This is a genomic window from Brucella haematophila (assembly GCF_005938105.1).
GTDB classification, from domain to species: domain Bacteria; phylum Pseudomonadota; class Alphaproteobacteria; order Rhizobiales; family Rhizobiaceae; genus Brucella; species Brucella haematophila.
Window position 1 is genome coordinate 1 of sequence record NZ_VCPE01000005.1, and the last position, 19472, is coordinate 19472.

A 19472-nucleotide genomic window follows, 5' to 3' on the forward strand; every position below is an offset into this window, starting at 1 on the left:
GCGCACGTTCTGCCGTCTCAAAGACTGGAGGCGTGTTGCAACACGATACGACAAGCTAATGATCAACTTCGCCGCAACATGCTATATTGCAGCAATAATGACTTGGTGGATCAATTGAGTCTGGAGCCTAGAGCATTTGCAGCAAAACTGTGAAGCGCCTACGCGAGGAAATCAGTCCACTGGACTGATTTCTGATCCCGCTTCGATGCGCAGGACAATGCGTTTAAAAGGCCCGGTTGCGAGACCGGGCTTTTTCTTATGTCGCGGATGGCACGCCGAGCGCTTTGCGCACTTCTGGTGCAACCCTGGTGCCGAACAGCTCAATCGATTTCATCGTATATTTATGCGGCAGATTGCCGAGCGCGGTCTGGAACAGAAAGCGGTCGTGCTTGAAGTAGCTGTGCTGGGTCAGGATCTTGTCGATGACCTGCTGCGGACTGCCAACCAGAAGCGATCCACGCGGTTCACGCATGGCATCAAATTGCTCTCGTGTGGTCGGAGGCCAGCCGCGTTCGCGGCCAAGCTTTGCCATGACATGGGAATAAGACGGATAGAATTCATCCGCCGCTTGTTGTGCGTTTTCAGCAACATAGCCGTGCGAGTTGATTCCAACTTTGAGCTTTTCCGGCGCATGACCGGCTTTTGCTCCAGCCTCACGATAGAAATCGGTCAGTTGCGCAAACCGTTCCGGATAACCGCCGATGATGGCAAGCGCCAATGGCAGTCCGAGCAGGGCAGCGCGACCGACCGAAGCGGGCGTGCCCCCGACTGCAAGCCATATGGGGAGTGCCTGCTGGATAGCGCGCGGATAGACGCCACGCCCGTCAATGGCCGCCCGCGTTGTCCCGGTCCAGTTCACGCGTTCATTGTCGCGAATGGTCAGAAGCAGATCGAGCTTCTCGGCAAAAAGCGTGTCGTAATCGTCGAGATTGTACCCGAAGAGCGGAAAGGATTCGATGAAGGAGCCGCGCCCGGCCATGATTTCAGCGCGCCCGTTCGAGATCAGGTCGAGCGTTGAAAACTGCTGATAAACGCGCACGGGATCGTCGGAGGAGAGAACAGTGACCGCGCTCGTCAGTCGTATGTTTTTTGTCCGCGAGGCTGCGGCGGCCAGAACAACTGCGGGTGCGGATACGGAATAATCGGGCCGATGGTGTTCGCCAAGGCCGAAGACATCAAGCCCCACCTGATCGGCCAGCTCGATCTCCTCGATCAGATTGCTGATACGCTGTTGCGGCGAGATGGGCTTGCCGGTTTCCAGGTCTGGGCCAAGATCGCCAAAGGTATAGATTCCCAGTTCCATGCGCTCTCCGCCCATTGTTCTTAATCAATAAAGCCGGATGACATTTGCCACCCGGCTTCGATGGGAATGCAGTTCTCGATCTGCTTCGATAGGATCGAAACACGATCGAGATGCTACAATCAATAGGCTGCCGTGAAGCGCTTGCCGATATGCTTGCCCTGTTCGGCTTCATCGACAATGGCTACGGCCAGATCGGCGACAGAAATAGCGCTTTCGCCCTTGTCGTTGAAAACCGGCTCGTCGCCGCCAAGACGATATTTGCCCGTGCGTTCACCAGGCTGAAGCATGATCGCGGGCGACACGAAAGTCCAGTCAAGGCCATCTTCCTTGCGCAGTTCGTTCAAGGCTTCACGGGCACCCAGCGCGCCTTCTTTCCATTCTGCGGGGAATTCAGCGGAATCGACCAGCTGCTGGCCGTTGATCGAAAGGCTGCCAGCGCCGCCAACAGCGATCAGGCGCTTGACGCCTGCCTTCTTGGCAGCCTCGTTGATCGAGCGGCTGCCCTTGATGTGGTTTTCACGAATATTTGCGTCGCCCCAGCCGGGATTGAAGGCGGAAATGATGATATCGTGTCCTTGAAGCTGCTTGGCCAGCGCGTCCGTGTCGTACACATCCGTCTTGACGGCGGTCACATTGGCAAGCTTTTCAACCTTTTCCGGGTGGCGAACCAGCGCTGTAACATGATGACCGCGCGATACGGCTTCCTTCAGGATTGCCGCGCCAACAAAACCCGTCGCGCCGATGAGTGCGATTTTAGCCATTCCAATTCCTTCCTTACGCTTTTATAGCCTTGCGGTTTAAGGTATGTTTCATAATCAGGTTATTTCTGGTAACTACATATGTCAGGCTTGTAGGCTTGTGAAGAACGCACTTTTACATGGGTAAGAAACATGGAAGTAACCGCCCAAAAGGCAAGGCGATGAGCACTGAGCACAATGCGCGTTAAGGGCGGCGTTTGCCAGATCGGGCGCTGAACCATGCCTGATCGTTGCAACCGGGAGGTAATAACGAAGCATCCGGTTTGATCCGATGAAGCGAGTATGTGATAAGAATGACTATGACGATACCGACACGACCAGACGCCAAGACACCGCTATTGTCTTCGACACCGGCCTTTGAGACGGACGGCAAGGGCTCTTGCCCGATCCGCGACGTGCTTGACCGGGTCGGCGATACGTGGAGCATTCTCGTTATCTTCAGCTTGCAAAGCGGTTCCATGCGTTTCAACGCCTTACGGCGTGAAATTGAAGGAATCTCGCAGCGCATGCTAACCGTCACGCTGCGCTCGCTTGAACGGGATGGGCTAGTGCTGCGCCATGTGCGCCCGACATCACCGCCGGAGGTGGAGTATTCACTGACCGAGCTTGGCCATTCGCTGGCGGGGCCTATCGACAGTCTCGGAAGATGGGCGGTTGCGAACCGAACGGCGTTACGCAGCGCTCGCTCCCGTTTTGATAGCGATCAGGAATAGCGAGCTGGAACCGATCCTTATCCGACACGTTGGCCTTTGGGCGGCGTAACAGGAGAAGATTCCATGCCTGCAAAATCTCAAGCCCAACAGAAAGCCGCTGGTGCCGCGCTTGCGGCGAAGCGCGGCGAGATCAAGGTCGGCGAGCTTTTCGGCGCATCGAAGGAAATGTATGAATCAATGACCGAGAAGGAACTGGAAGAATTTGCCGAGACCAAGCGCAAAGGCTTGCCTGAGCATGTCGACGACAAAAAGAGCACCTGATTTGTGATCAGGTGCTGCGTTCTTTCTGGCAGTCGCCGCTGGGCTTACTCAGCGGCTTTGGTTTGAACCAGCTCGATGGCGGTCAGCTTGCCATTGGTGATGCCGCAACGCAGGTTGACGCCATCCCACTTATAGCCTGTGCTCTTGATGCGCGCTTCGCCCGGCACGGAGATCACGGCTGAAACCTTGCGCGGGTCCTTGGTGCTGAACTTTGACGATGTATCATTGGTCGTTGCCGATGAAATATCATCCTTGGTAAAGCCGAGACGATCGTATTTCTTGTCCTTCTTCACCAGATCATAGCCGCTGGCCACGCAATCGGCGACTTGCGGCGAGGCGTGCTGGTCCTTGACCAAAGTCTGGTAATTTCCGGTAAAATCTTTCGAGCGTTTCGGAACGGCATCCGCGTGGGCGGCGCTCGCAAAGCCGATTGCGCAAATGGTGGAAAGTATAATTTTAGTCAATTGCATGCCCCACATCCTTCTCGGAAACCGTGCAAAATAAGCAACAAGAGCGCTTCCAACGATTCTATCTCAAGCGGAACCGTTCTGGAATCGATAATACCGCATCAAAGTAGAAACCGGATTTGGATTTTTTTATGAATTCCGGGCGGTTAGGGTAAAACTCTCGTGACCGGCTCACTGGCATATGCGTGCTGTGCAGCTTTTGCCGTGACACCCCTGATCGAGATGCATGTTGGTGCGGTGCGCCGCATCGCCATCTGGGCCGATAACGGTCATGAAAAGCTTGCAGCCTGCGCCATGCACAGCGCGCCAGAAGGCCTTTTCCTTGTCGGCTCCGTTCCAGCCGCTTTCCAGCTCCGTCTTGCTGCCGTCCGAGAACGTGAAGGACATGATGTCGAGCGCATTGCCAAAGGCATGTTCGGAGACGCGGCCTGTCGATGCGCCATTCACCTTGCGGCATTGATAATCAGAGCCGGTGCCGATTTGCGTAATCTTGATATCCTTGCCGTAAATATCGTGGGCAGCACTTTTGACGTCGTTGCTCCACTCGGCCAGTGTCACCGCCATGGCGCAGTTCGTCGTGACGGGATTGGCGAGCTTAAGCGGTTCCTCCTTGCCGATTGCCGTCAATGATAGCGGCGAATGGACACCGCATTGTGCGCCATCCTCAATGGGTGACAGGAGCTTGCCTTCGACATCGCCGGAAATGAGCGCAGGGCAGGCCACCTGATAGACTCGCTCGTCAGGGGTGGGTTTTGCGGGTTCTGGCTGTTTCGGCTCGGCATGTTCCGGCGGGGTTGGCTTTTCTGGCGGTACGATGGTGGTAGGCCGGGCCTCGTTTTTTTGTTCGGATTTCTCATCCGGCTTGGCTTCCGGGGTAGGCGTCGGCACTGGTGCGGCCTCGGGAATCTGTTCCGGTCTGGGGGCAGGCGTCGGAACGGGAACAACCACAGGCAATGCTGACTGGGATGCAGGCTTTTCCGGTGCTTTGCTTTCCATCCGGGTTACGGGCTGCTTGCTTTGCCGCTTCTTTTGCGGTTTCGCCGACGGGCGCTTGCGCTGCTGCTTTGCCTTTTGCGCGTCGCGTTTCAGGATTTTTTCGATGAATGTCTGCGCCTGGGCGGGTTGAGGATAAAAGACCGCCGCTCCAGCCGGAGCGAGTAAACCAAGGGTGAGAATTGCTGCAATCGAATCTTTGCGTGATAGGAAACGGGGCAGGACCAGCAACACCGATGAACACCTCATATTCTACAGCCCCGACTGCATAATGCGGTAAAGAGAAGCCGCGTTCCTTCACGCTTGATGGCAATATGTTGCAAAGGACGGCAAAAAACGCTTTAAACGCCCGGTTATCAGGGCTTTGGCAAGCGTTCGAACTTGACAAGATGACATGCACATGACTAAAAGCCCGCCATCGCTGGCGCTTTAACGCGCTGGCGTTTCATTTGACGTGTCCCGTGGATGGAGATCGCGCTCGCGCGCTTCATCCTGTCAGTCCTCGAAAACGGAGGGCAGAGGAGGGCGCGTTTCCTGTCTGCGCCGTATGGCGCACTAACTTTTTGAAGGAAATGCGATGAGCAAGCGCGAATCCGCAAAGTATAAGATTGACCGCCGTCTCGGCGAAAACATCTGGGGTCGTCCGAAGTCCCCGGTTAACCGTCGTGAATATGGCCCGGGCCAGCACGGCCAGCGCCGCAAGGGCAAGCTTTCGGACTTCGGTGTGCAGTTGCGCGCCAAGCAGAAGCTCAAGGGTTTCTATGGCGATATCTCGGAAAAGCAGTTCCGCAAGACCTATGACGAAGCCGCTCGCCGCAAGGGCGACACGGGTGAAAACCTGATCGGTCTTCTCGAATCGCGTCTGGACGCTGTTGTGTACCGCGCAAAGTTCGTTCCGACGATCTTCGCTGCACGCCAGTTCATCAACCACGGTCACGTGAACGTGAACGGCCGTCGCGTCAACATCCAGTCCTTCCGCCTGAAGGCCGGTGACGTTGTTGAAGTTCGTGAAAAGTCGAAGCAGCTGGTTGTTGTTCTCGAAGCTGTTCAGCTCGCAGAACGCGATGTACCTGACTACATCGAAGCAGATCACAACAAGATGGTTGCGACCTACGCCCGCGTTCCGACCCTGACGGATGTGCCTTACGCTGTCCAGATGGAACCGAACCTCGTCGTCGAATTCTATTCGCGTTAATCTGGTCGCCTTCGGGCGCCACTTATCGCAAAGAAATGGCCGCCCATGGTTTCCCCATGGGCGGCTTTTCTGTATGTAAAGCGCAGTACGAGACAGCATCCGAGAAGAACCATGAACGCTTTCGATCTGAACATTGCGCCCGATAATTCGCCCGGTATATCGGAAGACACCAGCGGAGACGGTTGCCATGCGCTGTTTCGCGAAGTGCCCACTTCAGTCGAATTCAACAAGCTGCGCAAGCGCCTTCTGCGTCTGACGCGTCAGGCTATCGAAGACTTTGCTATGGTGAAGCCCGGCGAGCGCTGGATGATCTGTCTGTCCGGCGGCAAGGATTCCTACGGCCTGCTGGCGCTGCTGCTCGACCTCAAATGGCGCGGCCTGCTGCCGGTCGAGCTGTTGGCCGTCAATCTGGATCAGGGACAGCCGAATTTTCCAAAGCACATCCTGCCCGACTTCCTGAATCGCTATGGTATTGAGCACCGCATCGAATATCAGGACACCTATTCGATCGTGACGGAAAAGCTGCCGGAAACCAGCACCTATTGCTCGCTGTGTTCGCGCCTGCGTCGCGGTAATCTTTATCGCATCGCGCGTGAGGAAGGCTGCTCGGCTATCGTTCTGGGCCATCATCGGGAGGATATCCTAGAGACCTTCTTCATGAACCTGTTCCATGGCGGGCGTCTTGCCGCCATGCCGCCGAAGCTTCTGAACGACGAAGGCGACCTAATGGTATTCCGTCCGCTGGCCTATGCTGCGGAAGACGATCTTGAGAAGTTTGCGACGGCCATGCAGTTTCCGATCATTCCATGCGACCTGTGCGGCAGCCAGGAAGGGCTTCAGCGCAACGCCATGAAGGCCATGCTCGCGGATATTGAAAAGCGCATGCCGGGCCGTAAGGACACGATGATCCGCGCCATGACCAATGTGCGCCCGAGCCACCTTCTGGACCGCAAGCTGTTCGATTTCGCAGGCCTGATGGCTGGCTCGCATGAGGAGAAGAGTGAGGGGAATGAAAGTGCGCTTTGATGAAGGCCAGATCGACTGGCTTGCCGATCTTTTGGCAGAGGCTGCCCAACAGGAAATCATGCCGCGTTTCCGCACGCTTGATGCGGACGATATCCGGCAGAAAACGTCTCCAGCTGATCTGGTAACGGAAGCCGACATCAATGCAGAGCGCTTTATCACCGCGAAGCTGAAAGATCGTTATCCCGATGCGATGATCGTGGGCGAGGAAGCCTGTTCCGATAATCCAGCCTTGCTCGATGGGCTCGGCGATGCCGATTTTGCCTTCACCATCGATCCGGTGGACGGCACATTCAATTTCGCATCCGGCGTACCGCTTTTCGGTGTGATGCTGGCCGTTGTGTCGAAAGGCGAGACCGTAGCGGGTATCATTCACGATCCGGTTGGCAATGACTGGATCATGGCGACAAAGGGTAGCGGTAGCTATGTTCGCCATGCCAGCGGCAGCACGCGAAAGGTGCGCGTTGCTGAACCTGCTGGTATCAACCAGATGACAGGCTCGATTTCGTGGCAGTATACGGCTGAGCCGATTCGTTCCCGTCTGGCGCGCAATCACACGAAATTTCTGTCGCAGATCGGTTATCGCTGCGCGGCGCATGAATATCGTATTCTCGCGACCGGCGGTGCGCATTTCGCGGTCTATAACAAGCTTATGCCGTGGGATCATCTGCCCGGCGCGCTGATCCACCAGGAAGCGGGCGGCTATCTCGCACGCTGGGATGGTAGTGATTATCTCCCGTCACATACCGGCGGAGGCATATTGGCTGCGCCGAGCAAGGAAAGCTGGCAGGCCATTCAGGCCACGCTCTGGGAAGAGTAAGCGCTAAAAAGCCCGGTTGAAACCGGGCTTTTTCATTTCAAGGTCTGGGAGGTCAGTTATTTTCCTTGTCCAGCACCATGTAGTCGAGCGGCAGTTCAGTCGTGTACTTGATCTGCTCCATCGCAAAGGATGACGACACGTCGCGGATTTCGATCTTGCTGATCAGTCGCTTGTAGAAGGCGTCATAGGCCGCAATATCCGGCACTGCGACGCGCAGAAGATAATCGACATCGCCGCTCATGCGGTAGAATTCGATAACCTCGGGGAATTCCTGCACGACTTCCGAGAAGCGCTTGAGCCATTCATGGCTGTGCGAGCTGGTGCGCACCGACACGAAGACCGTTACGCGCGCATTGACGCGGATCGGGTCGAGGATCGCTACACGGCGCTTGATGACACCATCTTCTTCAAGCTTCTGGATACGACGCCAGCAAGGCGTTGTGGAAAGGCCAACCTTCTTGGCAACGTCTGCCACTGCCAATGTTGCGTCTTCCTGCAATAAGCGCAGTATTTTTCTGTCGAGCCTGTCCATGCGTTTCCGTTCCCGGTTTTAGAAATCGTTTCCCGAACTTTGCGAGTGTGCGAAACGTCATACCTTATGATGTGCTATCGGCAGAAGTTACAGGAAAAATATTCTTATGAGAACCGATCTTGTAAAATTTATTTATCGTCGTTGATGAGGCTTCGGACTTTTGCCTGAACAATAGGCACAACCTCTTCATCGAACCATGGATTGCGCTTCAGCCAGCCACTGTTGCGCCAGGAAGGATGAGGGAGCGGCAGCACAATGCGTCCGGCCTTGTTGGGCGTTTCAATGAAGTGCCGCCAGTTCTTCACCGTTTCGGTCAGATTGCGCCCGCGATAGTCGGGAAGATGGTAGGCCAACGCATATTGCCCGACCACCAGAACGAACTCCAATTGTGGCATGGCTGCAAAGACACGGTCATGCCATGACATGCGGCATTCGCGGCGCGGGGGCAGGTCGCCGCCATGTCTGTCATAACCGGGAAAGCAGAAGCCCATGGGAACGATGGCAAACCGGGCCGGATTGTAGAACTCCTCGCGTGTTGTTCCAAGCCATTGCCGCAGGCGGTCGCCCGAAGGATCATTGAACGGCAGGGACGTATTATGCACACGGATACCCGGCGCCTGTCCGCATATGGCAATGCGCGCCGTATTGGAGACAATACAGACCGGGTTAGGCTCATGCGGCAGCGGTGGCAGAAACAGTGGCTCATCACGGCAGATGCGACACGCCTTGATCGACTGACTGAGCGTGTTGAGGTCTTCCATGAGGCTTCGCTCCGGATTTTGGGATGTCGTCATCGGAAATAATTGATGAGGGCAGTGATACGCTCTTTAATATAGTCGGTGAACGCGTTGATGCTATTGCGTCCAATCGTCTGCGTGTTTCCATGGTTCGTTTGCGCGTTCTCGCCCGCGCGCGGATTTTCCTTTCGCCATGACGACGGCTTCTCGAAACGGCCAGCCCAGATACCGCGACCATTTCTGCGGGCGTCCGCTTCCTCGCGCTCATAATCGCCATAGGCAATCGCCCAACCCTGTTGGACCATCCAGCTATTCAGATCGGTTTCGCCGAGGTAACAACGCGCCAGATCGCGGCCATAGCGGTCAAAGCCCTCCGTCTCGCACCGAATCGGTGTTCTTCCGATTCTTGCCCGCAAGAAATTGCGAGCCTCCGTGCCGCAATCGTAATGAATACCGTTCCGCTCGCAGGTCTGCGCCATCTCCGGCGCATCGATGCCCTTCAGGCGAATATGCACCTTGTTTATAACCACCGTATCCCCATCTATCACATAGACGGGGCCGTCGCGCGTTTCGGTCGGGCGCTTTTCATTCGGCAGGTATGAAATACCAACGATAATCGCGGAAAAGAACAATAAAGTCAGTATGATGCTGCGAAATCCTCCCATTCCGCTTCTGCGGTTGCCGGAGGTAAATCGCCTCTGCGGGCGCCTATAGGGGCGTCGGTATTTGCGCATGTGGTCCCGGTTGGTTCCAATCGGTTGTGTGATAGCCGTTCTATTCTAAGCGTCCGCCAGACGGAAACAATCGCCATCGCTTTGTTCGATGGGTCGCACATTTCGATGAGCAACAACAGTGAGTTTGTTGTCAAACGGCAACAGTCTTTACCGTTACTTTAGGCTACAAAGAACTACGGTCATTTTTGCCTATTTCCCGCCACAAAGGGGCATCATCCGTCAAGGAAAGGCAGAAGCCGTCAAACAATCAGGAGCGAAGGCTCCCGCAGGATTAGGCAGGAATGAGCAAGAGCGCGTTGTTGCAGAGCAAACCGATTGCAAGCAAGGGAAACCTTGCCGACGCTGCTCCGATTCCTTCCAATGGTGGTAAGGCTTTTTTCGGCCAAGATCGGGTCTCAGTCTTGACGAAAAGCGTGGCTATTCTGCCCTCAATGAATTCTTTCTCCACGATTTGTGCCAACTATTGTGAAAGACCGGCGTTGTGATGCGTAGTCGCAGTTTTTCATATCCTGTTATTGCCATGGCTGTTGGTTTGGTCATCGCCTGCAACAGTGCCTTTGCTTTTGATCTGAACGACGATTCTGAAAAGTCGCGCAGCCCGTTCGAACTCTTCAAGTTCGGCTTCTCCGCTTACAAGAACGGTCACAAGGACGAGGCGATCAAGGCGCTGCGTTATGCCGCCGAGCGCGGTCATCAGGGTGCAAAGTGGAAACTGGCCCGCATGTATGCCGATGGCGATGGCGTGGCGGAAAATGACTACGAAGCCTACAAGATTTTCGAAAAGATCGTGCGTGAGGGTTCCGAACCCGGTTCCGAGAACGATTCCTATGTGGCTGATGCGCTCGTTGCGCTCGCCGGATATGTGAAGCGCGGCATTCCGGGTACGCCGGTGCGTGCGGATATGGGGGTTGCCCGCGATCTTTATGTACAGGCCGCATCGAATTTCGGTGATTCTGCTGCCCAGTTCGAGCTTGGCAAGATGCTTCTGTCCGGTGAGGGCGGAGAGCGCAATTCGGTTCAGGCGGCGCGCTGGTTCCAGCTGGCTGCGAACAAGGGCAATGTCAGTGCTCAAGCCATGCTTGGAAACATGCTCTTTCAGGCTGGCAAGACCGTGCGCGGGCTGGCCTTCATGACGGCCGCTTCTGAACGTTGCGCAGCCGAGGATTGCACCTGGATACGCGAAATGCAGGAACAGGCTTTCTCGATTGTCGGTGAAGCGGATCGCCGGAACGCTGTCGCTCTTGCCAGCGATATGACCACCAAGGGCTCGTTCTAAGCTTCTTTCGTCTTAAACCGACAACGTGACCGTTACCGGTACGTGATCAGACGGCTTTTCCCAGGCACGAACGTGCTTTTCAATATCAGTCGATACGAAACGGTTGGCCGCTTCTGGCGACAGCATCAGATGATCGATGCGGATGCCATTGTTTTTCTGCCAGGCGCCTGCCTGATAATCCCAGAATGAATAGATACCGTCATCGTCAGTCGCCGCGCGAATAGCGTCGGTGAAACCGAGATTTTCCAACTTGCGGAACGCCTGTCGGGACTGCGGCTGGAACAATGCGTCGCCAAGCCATGCCTGCGGGTTCTTCGCATCCTCAGGTTCGGGGATGACGTTGTAGTCGCCAGCCAGCACAAGCGGCTCCTCAAGCGCCAGACGTTCTTTCGCCCAGGCTTCCAGACGCTGCATCCAGGAGAGCTTGTAGGGAAATTTCTCTGTATCGATCGGGTTGCCGTTCGGCAGATAGAGCGACACGACGCGGATGACGCCTTTATCGGTCGAGTAAACGCCCTCGATGAAGCGCGCCTGTTCGTCGCTGTCGTCGCCGGGCAGGCCGCGATTGATCTCGTCGGGTGACTTCTTGGAAAGAAGCGCGACGCCGTTGAAGCCTTTCTGGCCATGGGTCTCGACGTGATAGCCAAGCGCCTCAAGCTCAAGGCGGGGGAACTGCTCATCCACCGACTTGATTTCCTGCAAGCAGGCGATATCCGGCGAAGACTCCTTCAACCAATGCTGAAGGTTCTCGATGCGGGCCTTGACGCCGTTGATGTTCCACGTAGCGATCTTCATGGCTCAATGATTAGGCGCTTGAGCGGGTGAGGGCAAGCATGGCGCTGGCCTCATCACAGAAATTGCAGCTTGGCGCATATTTCGATGCTGCGCGCATTTGTATTGCCGCCCTTGCGTTCCTATCTCGGACTCATTGGAGCCAGACAGGAGATGACAATGTTCGACGCCAAGAAACTTCTCGACCAGTTTTTGGGATCGCAGGTACCAGGCATGTCGGGGAGTGTGAAGGATAAAGCCGGGCAGGTCGGTGATCTCGCCAAGAAGAACCCGCTTGCCACCGGCGCTATCGCTGCCGCAGTTCTTGGCACCAAGACGGGTCGCAAGCTGGCCGGTAATGTCGCCACCGTTGGCGGCATCGCAGCCATCGCCGGTCTGGGCTACCTGGCCTACAAGAACTACAAGTCCGGCCAGTCGCCGCAAACAGCGGAACAGCCGGTCGCCAGGGAGCCGGAGCTTCTTCCGCCTCCACCTGCCGATTCGCCCTTCCACCCGCAGTCACCGGCCATGAGCAACAGTTTCGCCCTGACGCTGATCCAGGCGATGATCGCCGCAGCCAAGGCAGATGGCCATATCGATGATGCGGAACGCGCGCGCATCATGGAGAAGCTTCAGATTTCCGGCCTTGATGACGAGGCCGAATCTTTCTTCCAGAAAGAACTGGCAGAGCCGGTCGATCTCGACGCGCTGGTTGCCGCCGCGCAGACGGAAGAGCAGAAGGTGGAGCTTTACACTGCTTCGCGTCTGGCCATTGATCCTGACACCCGGGCGGAGCGCGGTTATCTCGATATGCTGGCCGGGCGTCTCGGCCTGCCGGATGCGCTGGTGGACCATATCGATACCACGGTCGCTTCAGTCAAAGTCTGATAAAACAAAACCGGCTGCCATGAGGCAGCCGGTCTATTTCAATGCCGTACGTTTCGGTTCGCTTAAATTGCGAAGCTCGTGCCGCAGCCGCAAGACGCAGTCGCGTTCGGGTTGCGGATCTGGAACGACTGTCCCATCAGATCGTCAACGAAATCGATTTCCGATCCATCCATGTATGGAACCGAGATCGAATCAATCAGAACTTTCGCCCCGAGCTTTTCGATGACGATATCGTCATCTGTCTGTTCGTCGACAAGATCGTATTTGTAGGAAAACCCGGAGCAGCCGCCACCTTCGACAGAAACGCGAAGCGCGGTCTTGTCCGGTTCGGAATTGAGAATTTTAGCGATCCGCTTTGCGGCGGAATCGGAAACGGTAATGCCTGTCATCGGTCTCGTCCGTTTGCAGTTGCTGGGCCAGAGCGGGATTTTCCCCGGCTGCCCGTTATCGCAGACTTGCCTTCATATTCCTCTGATAGCTATGAACGCTACCTATAGAAGTCAATGTCAGCATGAACATAGTGTAATCATATTACAGTGAAGGATGCATCGCAATGTCGCTGGAAGGAATAGGCTTCGGTTATCGTGAGCGCGCGCCCTATGCCTGCGATCCGATCTCAAGCCGTGGGCGGCTGGTGCCGGAACCGGAAAGCCCGACGCGCACCCCGTTTCAGCGCGACCGCGACCGCATCATCCATTCCACAGCGTTCCGCCGTCTGAAACACAAGACGCAGGTTTTCATCGCGCATGAGGGCGACCATTACCGCACGCGATTGACGCATACGATTGAAGTGGCGCAGATTGCGCGCGCGCTGGCCCGTGCGCTGCGGCTGGATGAAGATCTCGCCGAAGCCGTCGCGCTGGTGCATGATTTTGGTCACACGCCTTTTGGCCATACCGGCGAGGACGCGCTCAACGAACGCATGAAGGATTATGGCGGCTTTGATCACAATGCCCAGTCGCTCCGCATCGTCACCAAGCTTGAACATCGTTATGCGGATTTCGACGGTCTCAATCTGTCCTGGGAAACGCTGGAAGGGCTGGTGAAGCACAATGGTCCGCTGGTCGGGCCGTATGCGGTACATTCGGATGAGCCGGTGCCGCAGCCCATCCTCGACTTCAACGAACGCTACGATCTGGAACTGGGGCGCTTTGCCAGTCTGGAGGCGCAATGCGCGGCGATTGCCGACGACATTGCCTATAACGCCCATGACATTGATGATGGCCTGCGTGCGGGCCTGCTGACGCTTGAGGCGCTGGATGAAGTGCCCCTGACCAAGCGGCTGCTCGATGTGGTGCGCGGGCGCTATCCCAATCTTGATGCCGTGCGCACCGGCCATGAACTGGTGCGCAGGCAGATCACCATCATGGTCGAAGATGTTATCGCCGAAGCCCAGCGCCGTCTGGCCGAGGCTCGGCCGCAAAGCATTGCCGATATCCATGACCAGTCGCAGTCGCTGGTGGCGTTTTCGCCCACGATGCGCGACGAGGAAAAGGTGCTGAAGCGGTTTCTGTTCAAAAACCTCTATTTCCATAACAGCGTGGTGCTGCGCCGACAGGCGGCAGACAAGATTGTGCAGGACCTGTTCGACGCCTGTTTTGCTGATCCGTCGATCATGCCGCCCGAGTGGCAATCGGGCTGTGAAACGCTGGATATCCCGTCGCGTGCGCGCCGCGTGGCCGACTATCTGGCGGGTATGACTGATAATTTTGCCGTGCGCGAACACCGACGATTGTTTGACCATACCCCCGATTTAGCTTAATCGGAGCCAAACGAAGTGATTGCGAGGCTGAAAGGCCGTCTGCAACACAACTATCTAATAGAACGAGCCGACTCTGGAATACGCAGTCAAAATTCCAGACGAAAGCCTGACAGGACAGACCATGAATATCTTCGCAGATTTCGACGCACGTATCAAAAAGACGTTGCAAGATATTGATCTGAAACCGAAAGATGGCGGTGAACTCGATCTTTCGCGCGTTGGTGTCGAGCCCCCGCGCGATGCGACCCATGGCGATATCGCAACCAATGCGGCCATGGTTCTTTCCAAGGCTGTCGGTCAGAACCCGCGCGAACTTGCGGTGCGTATCGCCGAAGCCTTGAAGAGTGACGATGATGTCGAAACAGTCGATGTTGCCGGTCCGGGCTTCATCAATCTGCGTCTGAAGGCCAGCTACTGGCAGCGCGAGCTTGCCGCGATGCTGAATGAAGGCACGGATTTCGGTCGTTCCAAGCTTGGCGCGGGCAACAAGGTCAATGTCGAATATGTTTCGGCCAATCCGACCGGCCCGATGCATGTCGGTCACTGCCGCGGCGCCGTTGTTGGTGATGTGCTGGCCAACCTGCTGAAATTCGCAGGCTACGACGTCGTCAAGGAATATTACATCAACGATGCGGGCTCGCAGATCGATGTGCTCGCAAGCTCCGTCATGCTGCGTTATCGCGAAGCGCTGGGCGAAATTATCGGTGAAATCCCGGCTGGCCTCTATCCGGGCGACTATCTCGTGCCGGTGGGGCAGGCGCTCGCCAAGGAATATGGCACGAAGCTTCTGGAAATGCCGGAAGCTGAAGCGATGGCTATCGTCAAGGAAACCACCATCAAGGCTATGATGGCGATGATCCGCGCCGATCTCGAAGCGCTGAACGTCCATCACGATGTGTTCTATTCCGAACGTCAGCTGCATGCCGATCATGCCCGTGCGATTCGCAATGCAATCAACGATCTGACGCTGAAGGGCCATGTCTATAAGGGCAAGATTCCTCCCCCGAAGGGCCAGCTGCCGGAAGATTGGGAAGATCGCGAACAGACCCTGTTCCGCTCGACGGAAGTGGGTGACGATATCGATCGTCCTCTGATGAAGTCTGACGGTGCATTCACCTATTTTGCGGCCGACGTTGCCTATTTCAAGGACAAGTACGACCGCGGCTTCAACGAGATGATTTACGTGCTGGGCGCCGATCATGGTGGTTATGTGAAGCGTCTTGAAGCCGTCGCACGCGCTGTCTCGGATGGCAAGGCCAAGCTCACCGTGCTGCTCTGCCAGCTGGTAAAGCTCTTCCGCGACGGCGAGCCGGTGCGTATGTCGAAGCGTTCGGGCGAATTCATCACATTGCGCGATGTGGTCGACGAAGTGGGCCGCGATCCGGTGCGTTTCATGATGCTTTACCGGAAAAACGATGCGCCGCTCGATTTCGATTTTGCGAAAGTCACCGAACAGTCCAAGGACAATCCGGTGTTCTACGTGCAGTACGCTTCTGCGCGTTCGCACTCGGTTTTCCGTCAGGCTGCCGACCAGCTGGGTCTTACCGATCTGGATCGTGTCGCTATGGCCGCACAGTTCGACAAGCTGACCGACGAGAGCGAAATTGCACTGGTTCGCAAGCTTGCAGAATATCCGCGTCTGATCGAAGCGGCGGCGATCCATCAGGAGCCGCATCGTCTTGCTTTTTACCTGTTTGACCTTGCCAGCGCGTTCCATTCGCAATGGAATAAGGGCACAGAGAACCCGGACTTACGTTTTATTAAGGTTAACGATCCAGACTTGTCTCTAGCCAGGCTAGGGCTGGTACAGGTTGTTTCCGATGTTCTGACGTCCGGATTGACGATCATCGGGGCTGATGCTCCGACGGAAATGCGCTAGGATTGATCGACTGACTGGGAGCTTGTTAAGTCAAGCGAAGCTCTCAAAAGCAGCAGATCAAGTCTAAAAAGAGAAGACCGGGATGAACCGAAGGTGTTGGTTTATCCCGTTCTGGTCTTTCGGCGCAGGAAACTACCGTCAACTTTTGCCCACATTGCCTCGCTAATAAGCAATGTAAAGTGACGTCTTGCGGCGTCCAGGGTTTGAGTTAGGAACACACCATGACGGACAGCAGTGCAAATCCCCGTAATTACGGCGAGCGTCCGCTGCACGAAGACGATCCGCTGATGGAACTGTCGCGAATCGTGGACTTTGGCACGCCTCAAGGTGATCATTCCGCTTGGAACGAGCGCCAATCTCATGACCGGCCCGAGCCTGACTTTGATTCGGCGCTTGACCTTGAACGCGAGCTTCTCGGCGGTTTCGACGATTATGCGCAGCCAGCAAGCCACAGCCAGCCTGTCGAGCCTGAGCCGGAAGTCGCTCAGGATCAGCGCTATAGCGAGCAGTATTATCGCGGCGCAGAACCGCTGGTGCACGAAGAGGACCTTGCTTCTGCTCTGGAAGAAGAACTCGACCTGCATCTGGACAATGGAACATCCGTTCCTGCGCCCGAGCTGGACGACTTCGAAGACGTCGAACGCACCGAGCCTGTTCAGCAGTTCGACTATGCTGATTATTCGAGCGCACGCGATTCGTATGGTGACCCTTACGCGGCAGCGCAAAGCTCGGCTTATGACAATCACGAATCGCCGGATAGCGCGCAGGGCGGCCATGCAGCCGACCATGGCGCATACGATCCGACGATCTATCAGCCGGCTATCGAGCCGCACGAAGAATCCTATCTGACGCAGACCGCGCAAAGCCGTGACTGGAATGTGCAGGCCGTTGAGCCTGCAACGCCGTCTTATGGCGCCGAGCCTGCACATCAGTCCATGTCACTTGAGGACGAGCTGGAAAACTTGCTGTTCGGTGACGAGCCGCAGCCAGCTTCCGCGAACGACAGCGCCTATGGCTATCAGCCGGAGCCGGTATCCTATGCGCCACAGGCCGCTGCCTACGAACCCGAACAGGCCGTATCCTACGCGAGTGCATCGGACCATGCCTATGCGGCAGAGGAAGAGCCTGAGCCGGCATTTGACGATTTCCAGCTGGATGAACTGCATCTGGACGAGCAAGCCTTTGAACAGCCGCACCAGCCTGTAGAAGCTGCTGCGCCTGCTCAGGAAGCGGTCGCTCGGACAGAACCATCCGGCTATCCCTATTACACTCGTGGCAATTTCGCTTCAGGCGTTGTCGCGCAGATTCCAACAGCAACCGCCCAGGCTGCGAGTGAGGCGGAAGCGCCTTACGCTGCTTCCAGCGCGTTCGTTGGTTCGGAACAGGCTTCGAACGAAGTTGCAGCGCAGGACGACGACTTCTCCTTCGACGATGATTTCTCATTTGATGCCGCTGCATTTTCCGCAACGACAGCAGCGGAAGGCACGGACGACGATCTGTCGGATCTCGATGAGCTGAGCCTGAGCGAAGACGACTTCGGTTTCGAGCCTTCCGGTGATTACTCCGAATCGGAAGTCCTCAAGGCGACCGACGAAGAGTTGCTTGGCGGCGATGATTTCTTCAACGAAGACGATCTCGACCTGCATGATGACAACAGTGCAGCCATAGCTGCGCCTGCCTACGCTCATGCGGTGCTTTCAGATGAGGATTATCGCCCGACCACATCGATGCCGCATTTTGCAACTGCTCAGCAGGCTGCCAGTGCACCCGCACCAGACGTGGAAACGCTGAGCGTTGCCGAAAACAAGGTTGAGCAGACGCATTCCCTCGATCTGCCGGAAGTCAATTACGGTGAAGAGGAAACCGCTGCCGGTCGTGGCGATCTCGAAGCTGAATTTGCCGAGGTCTTCAACACAGTCGGCGTCGATGAGCTGAACACGCCATCGGAAGCGCAGAGCGAAGCCGACAAGGCCTTCGAAGATATCTTCCGTGAAAGCGCATCCAGCTATCTGCCGAATGCCGGTGTTGCCGCAGGTGCCACCGCGGCGGGCCTTGGTGCAGCCGTTGCCGCTGCTGCAACCTCCTATGGTCGCCCGCAGCCGCGCCAGACTGGCGATTATAATGCGGGCGAGCAGGCCGGCAGCGAAGATGATTTCTACAATCATTGGGCTGCCCAGGGCGCGCAGACCGTCGAAGGCGGCGATTATGGCGCGCGTGCCGCCATGCAGCCGGAAGACGATCTTGGCAAAGCGTCGGAAGCCTATCGCAATCGCCCGGTTCGCGGTCGTCGCGGCCTGATTCTGGCCAGTGTTGCCGGTGCTGTCGTATTGCTTGGCGGTATCGGTTATCACTTCATGGGCGGCGGTTCGCAGGAGCCGGTCGTCATTCATGCCGACAACCAGCCGATCAAGATGCAGCCGGAAAACCCCGGCGGCGCGACAGTCCCGAATCAGGACAAGGCGGTCTATGACCGTGTCGCCGGTACGTTGCCGAACAATCCGGAACAGAAGTCACTGATCACCTCGGGTGAAGAGCCAGTCGATATTTCCGGCACGGACGACAATGAAGCCATGTCCGATACGCCGGATTCGTCGGCCGAAAATGGTCAGGCCAATACGGTTGCTCAGAATGGACAGAACGCGCAGGAAAGTGCGCCTTTGATCCAGCCGCGCGAAGTTGAAACCATGATTGTTCGCCCGGATGGCACGATCATGCAGCCGGAACGCGCTCCGGAACCGGCTGCGCCGCAGACGGCCAACAACGCTGCGGCGCAGCCATCCGCTCCGGCTGGTGGTGATGAAATCGCGGCAATCGCTTCGGGTAGTGCTTTGCCAGCACCTTCCGCAACTGCACCGCAGGCCCAGCAGCCAGCAGCACAAGCGCCTGTCGCTCAGGCACCGGCTGCGGAAACGCCGCGCCTTCCGGCACGTGCTCCGGTTGTTCCTTCGCGTCCGGCTGAACAGCCGGTAAACATAGTCGGCAACGTTCCGCAGCGTACGCAGACCGCAGCGCCTGCTGCTGCTGCTCCGGCTGCCAATCAGCAGGTTGCATCGGCTGCCGGTGGAGCGGCAGGTGCAGGTGGATATTTCATCCAGATTGCATCGCAGCCTTCCGCTGAACTGGCGCAGAAGTCCTATGCCAACATGGCGCAGAAATATGCCAATGTGATCGGCGGACGCGGCGTGGATATCAAGCGCGCTGACATTCCGGGCAAGGGCACATATTACCGTGTCCGCGTTCAGGCTGGTTCGCGTGACGACGCCAATGCGCTGTGCGGTCGCTTGAAGTCGGCTGGTGGCAGCTGCCTTGTAACGCGCTGAGCCATAACAACAGACTTAGAACAGGGCGGCTTGAGCCGCC

General features: G+C 56.6%; 20 protein-coding genes and 1 pseudogene. 12 read left to right on the plus strand and 9 right to left on the minus strand.

What is annotated here, in order from left to right; genetic code table 11:
- Nucleotides 1-118 (plus strand): annotated as a pseudogene (locus FGI60_RS09410) (IS5/IS1182 family transposase); the annotation flags it as partial.
- A gap of 138 nt (nucleotides 119-256) precedes the next feature.
- On the opposite strand, the gene FGI60_RS09415 reads toward FGI60_RS09410, so the two are convergent.
- Both FGI60_RS09415 and FGI60_RS09420 read right to left on the minus strand, forming a co-directional pair.
- Nucleotides 257-1303, minus strand: coding sequence for an LLM class flavin-dependent oxidoreductase (locus tag FGI60_RS09415; protein WP_138784972.1), 1047 nt, complete (start codon nucleotides 1301-1303; stop codon nucleotides 257-259).
- Nucleotides 1304-1422: 119 nt separating this feature from the next.
- The gene (locus FGI60_RS09420; RefSeq protein WP_138784973.1) at nucleotides 1423-2064 is read right to left on the minus strand and encodes an NAD(P)-dependent oxidoreductase; all 642 of its coding nucleotides are present in this window, start codon (nucleotides 2062-2064) and stop codon (nucleotides 1423-1425) included.
- 296 nt (nucleotides 2065-2360) lie between these two features.
- Here FGI60_RS09420 and FGI60_RS09425 point away from each other — a divergent pair, with 296 nt between their 5' ends.
- Together FGI60_RS09425 and FGI60_RS09430 are read left to right on the plus strand one after the other, a co-directional pair.
- Nucleotides 2361-2774, plus strand: a complete 414-nt coding sequence (locus tag FGI60_RS09425) for a winged helix-turn-helix transcriptional regulator (RefSeq protein ID WP_138785179.1) — start codon at nucleotides 2361-2363, stop codon at nucleotides 2772-2774.
- 63 nt (nucleotides 2775-2837) lie between these two features.
- Entirely contained in the window at nucleotides 2838-3035 is a 198-nt protein-coding gene (locus FGI60_RS09430; RefSeq protein WP_138784974.1) for a DUF3008 family protein, read from the plus strand.
- Between the two features lie 44 nt (nucleotides 3036-3079).
- Here the strand turns inward: FGI60_RS09430 and bspC are convergent, their stop codons facing one another.
- Nucleotides 3080-3505 carry a type IV secretion system effector BspC gene (bspC, locus tag FGI60_RS09435; RefSeq protein ID WP_078338645.1) on the minus strand — a complete coding sequence of 142 codons (426 nt, stop codon included), beginning with the start codon at nucleotides 3503-3505 and terminating at the stop codon, nucleotides 3080-3082.
- 168 nt (nucleotides 3506-3673) lie between these two features.
- Nucleotides 3674-4717 (minus strand): extensin-like domain-containing protein, encoded by a 1044-nt coding sequence (locus FGI60_RS09440; protein ID WP_407921681.1) that lies wholly within the window; start codon nucleotides 4715-4717, stop codon nucleotides 3674-3676.
- 355 nt (nucleotides 4718-5072) lie between these two features.
- On the opposite strand from FGI60_RS09440, the gene rpsD reads away from it, so the two are divergent.
- The 3 genes from rpsD (at nucleotide 5073) to FGI60_RS09455 (ending at nucleotide 7533) form a co-directional block, all read left to right on the plus strand.
- Nucleotides 5073-5690, plus strand: coding sequence for a 30S ribosomal protein S4 (gene rpsD / locus FGI60_RS09445; protein WP_078338446.1), 618 nt, complete (start codon nucleotides 5073-5075; stop codon nucleotides 5688-5690).
- A 111-nt stretch (nucleotides 5691-5801) separates the two neighbouring features.
- Nucleotides 5802-6716: a tRNA 2-thiocytidine(32) synthetase TtcA gene (gene ttcA, locus FGI60_RS09450; RefSeq protein ID WP_374843430.1), complete on the plus strand. Its 915-nt coding sequence runs from the start codon at nucleotides 5802-5804 to the stop codon at nucleotides 6714-6716.
- A complete protein-coding gene (locus FGI60_RS09455; protein ID WP_138785181.1) occupies nucleotides 6706-7533 on the plus strand; it encodes an inositol monophosphatase family protein in 828 nt (275 codons plus the stop codon). The genes ttcA and FGI60_RS09455 overlap by 11 nt, the downstream gene beginning before the upstream one ends.
- Nucleotides 7534-7585: 52 nt before the next feature.
- Here FGI60_RS09455 and FGI60_RS09460 read toward each other — a convergent pair whose 3' ends face one another.
- The 3 genes from FGI60_RS09460 to FGI60_RS09470 all read right to left on the minus strand — a co-directional run bounded on the left by FGI60_RS09460 (nucleotide 7586) and on the right by FGI60_RS09470 (nucleotide 9536).
- On the minus strand, nucleotides 7586-8065 hold the full coding sequence (locus tag FGI60_RS09460) for an Lrp/AsnC family transcriptional regulator (RefSeq protein ID WP_078338480.1): 480 nt from the start codon (nucleotides 8063-8065) through the stop codon (nucleotides 7586-7588).
- Nucleotides 8066-8193: 128 nt separating this feature from the next.
- Complete coding sequence (locus FGI60_RS09465; protein WP_138784976.1) at nucleotides 8194-8826, minus strand: uracil-DNA glycosylase family protein; 633 nt, start codon at nucleotides 8824-8826, stop codon at nucleotides 8194-8196.
- 29 nt (nucleotides 8827-8855) lie between these two features.
- Nucleotides 8856-9536 (minus strand): thermonuclease family protein, encoded by a 681-nt coding sequence (locus FGI60_RS09470; protein WP_138784977.1) that lies wholly within the window; start codon nucleotides 9534-9536, stop codon nucleotides 8856-8858.
- Nucleotides 9537-9817: 281 nt separating this feature from the next.
- Between FGI60_RS09470 and FGI60_RS09475 the strand changes: the two genes are divergently transcribed.
- The gene (locus tag FGI60_RS09475) at nucleotides 9818-10021 is read left to right on the plus strand and encodes a hypothetical protein (protein WP_138784978.1); all 204 of its coding nucleotides are present in this window, start codon (nucleotides 9818-9820) and stop codon (nucleotides 10019-10021) included.
- Nucleotides 10022-10056: 35 nt separating this feature from the next.
- Complete coding sequence (locus FGI60_RS09480; RefSeq protein WP_171058744.1) at nucleotides 10057-10812, plus strand: tetratricopeptide repeat protein; 756 nt, start codon at nucleotides 10057-10059, stop codon at nucleotides 10810-10812.
- A gap of 12 nt (nucleotides 10813-10824) precedes the next feature.
- Here the strand turns inward: FGI60_RS09480 and xth are convergent, their stop codons facing one another.
- Complete coding sequence (xth, locus tag FGI60_RS09485) at nucleotides 10825-11607, minus strand: exodeoxyribonuclease III (protein ID WP_138784980.1); 783 nt, start codon at nucleotides 11605-11607, stop codon at nucleotides 10825-10827.
- 156 nt (nucleotides 11608-11763) lie between these two features.
- Between xth and FGI60_RS09490 the strand changes: the two genes are divergently transcribed.
- Nucleotides 11764-12471 carry a tellurite resistance TerB family protein gene (locus FGI60_RS09490; RefSeq protein ID WP_138784981.1) on the plus strand — a complete coding sequence of 236 codons (708 nt, stop codon included), beginning with the start codon at nucleotides 11764-11766 and terminating at the stop codon, nucleotides 12469-12471.
- Between the two features lie 62 nt (nucleotides 12472-12533).
- On the opposite strand, the gene erpA is transcribed toward FGI60_RS09490, so the two are convergent.
- On the minus strand, nucleotides 12534-12860 hold the full coding sequence (gene erpA, locus FGI60_RS09495; protein ID WP_078338486.1) for an iron-sulfur cluster insertion protein ErpA: 327 nt from the start codon (nucleotides 12858-12860) through the stop codon (nucleotides 12534-12536).
- A gap of 164 nt (nucleotides 12861-13024) precedes the next feature.
- Between erpA and FGI60_RS09500 the strand changes: the two genes are divergently transcribed.
- From FGI60_RS09500 to FGI60_RS09510, 3 genes are all read left to right on the plus strand, one after another.
- A complete protein-coding gene (locus FGI60_RS09500; RefSeq protein ID WP_138784982.1) occupies nucleotides 13025-14233 on the plus strand; it encodes a deoxyguanosinetriphosphate triphosphohydrolase in 1209 nt (402 codons plus the stop codon).
- Between the two features lie 121 nt (nucleotides 14234-14354).
- Nucleotides 14355-16112 carry an arginine--tRNA ligase gene (gene argS, locus FGI60_RS09505; protein WP_138784983.1) on the plus strand — a complete coding sequence of 586 codons (1758 nt, stop codon included), beginning with the start codon at nucleotides 14355-14357 and terminating at the stop codon, nucleotides 16110-16112.
- A 221-nt stretch (nucleotides 16113-16333) separates the two neighbouring features.
- The gene (locus FGI60_RS09510) at nucleotides 16334-19432 is read left to right on the plus strand and encodes an SPOR domain-containing protein (protein WP_138784984.1); all 3099 of its coding nucleotides are present in this window, start codon (nucleotides 16334-16336) and stop codon (nucleotides 19430-19432) included.
- Nucleotides 19433-19472 lie beyond the last annotated feature (40 nt).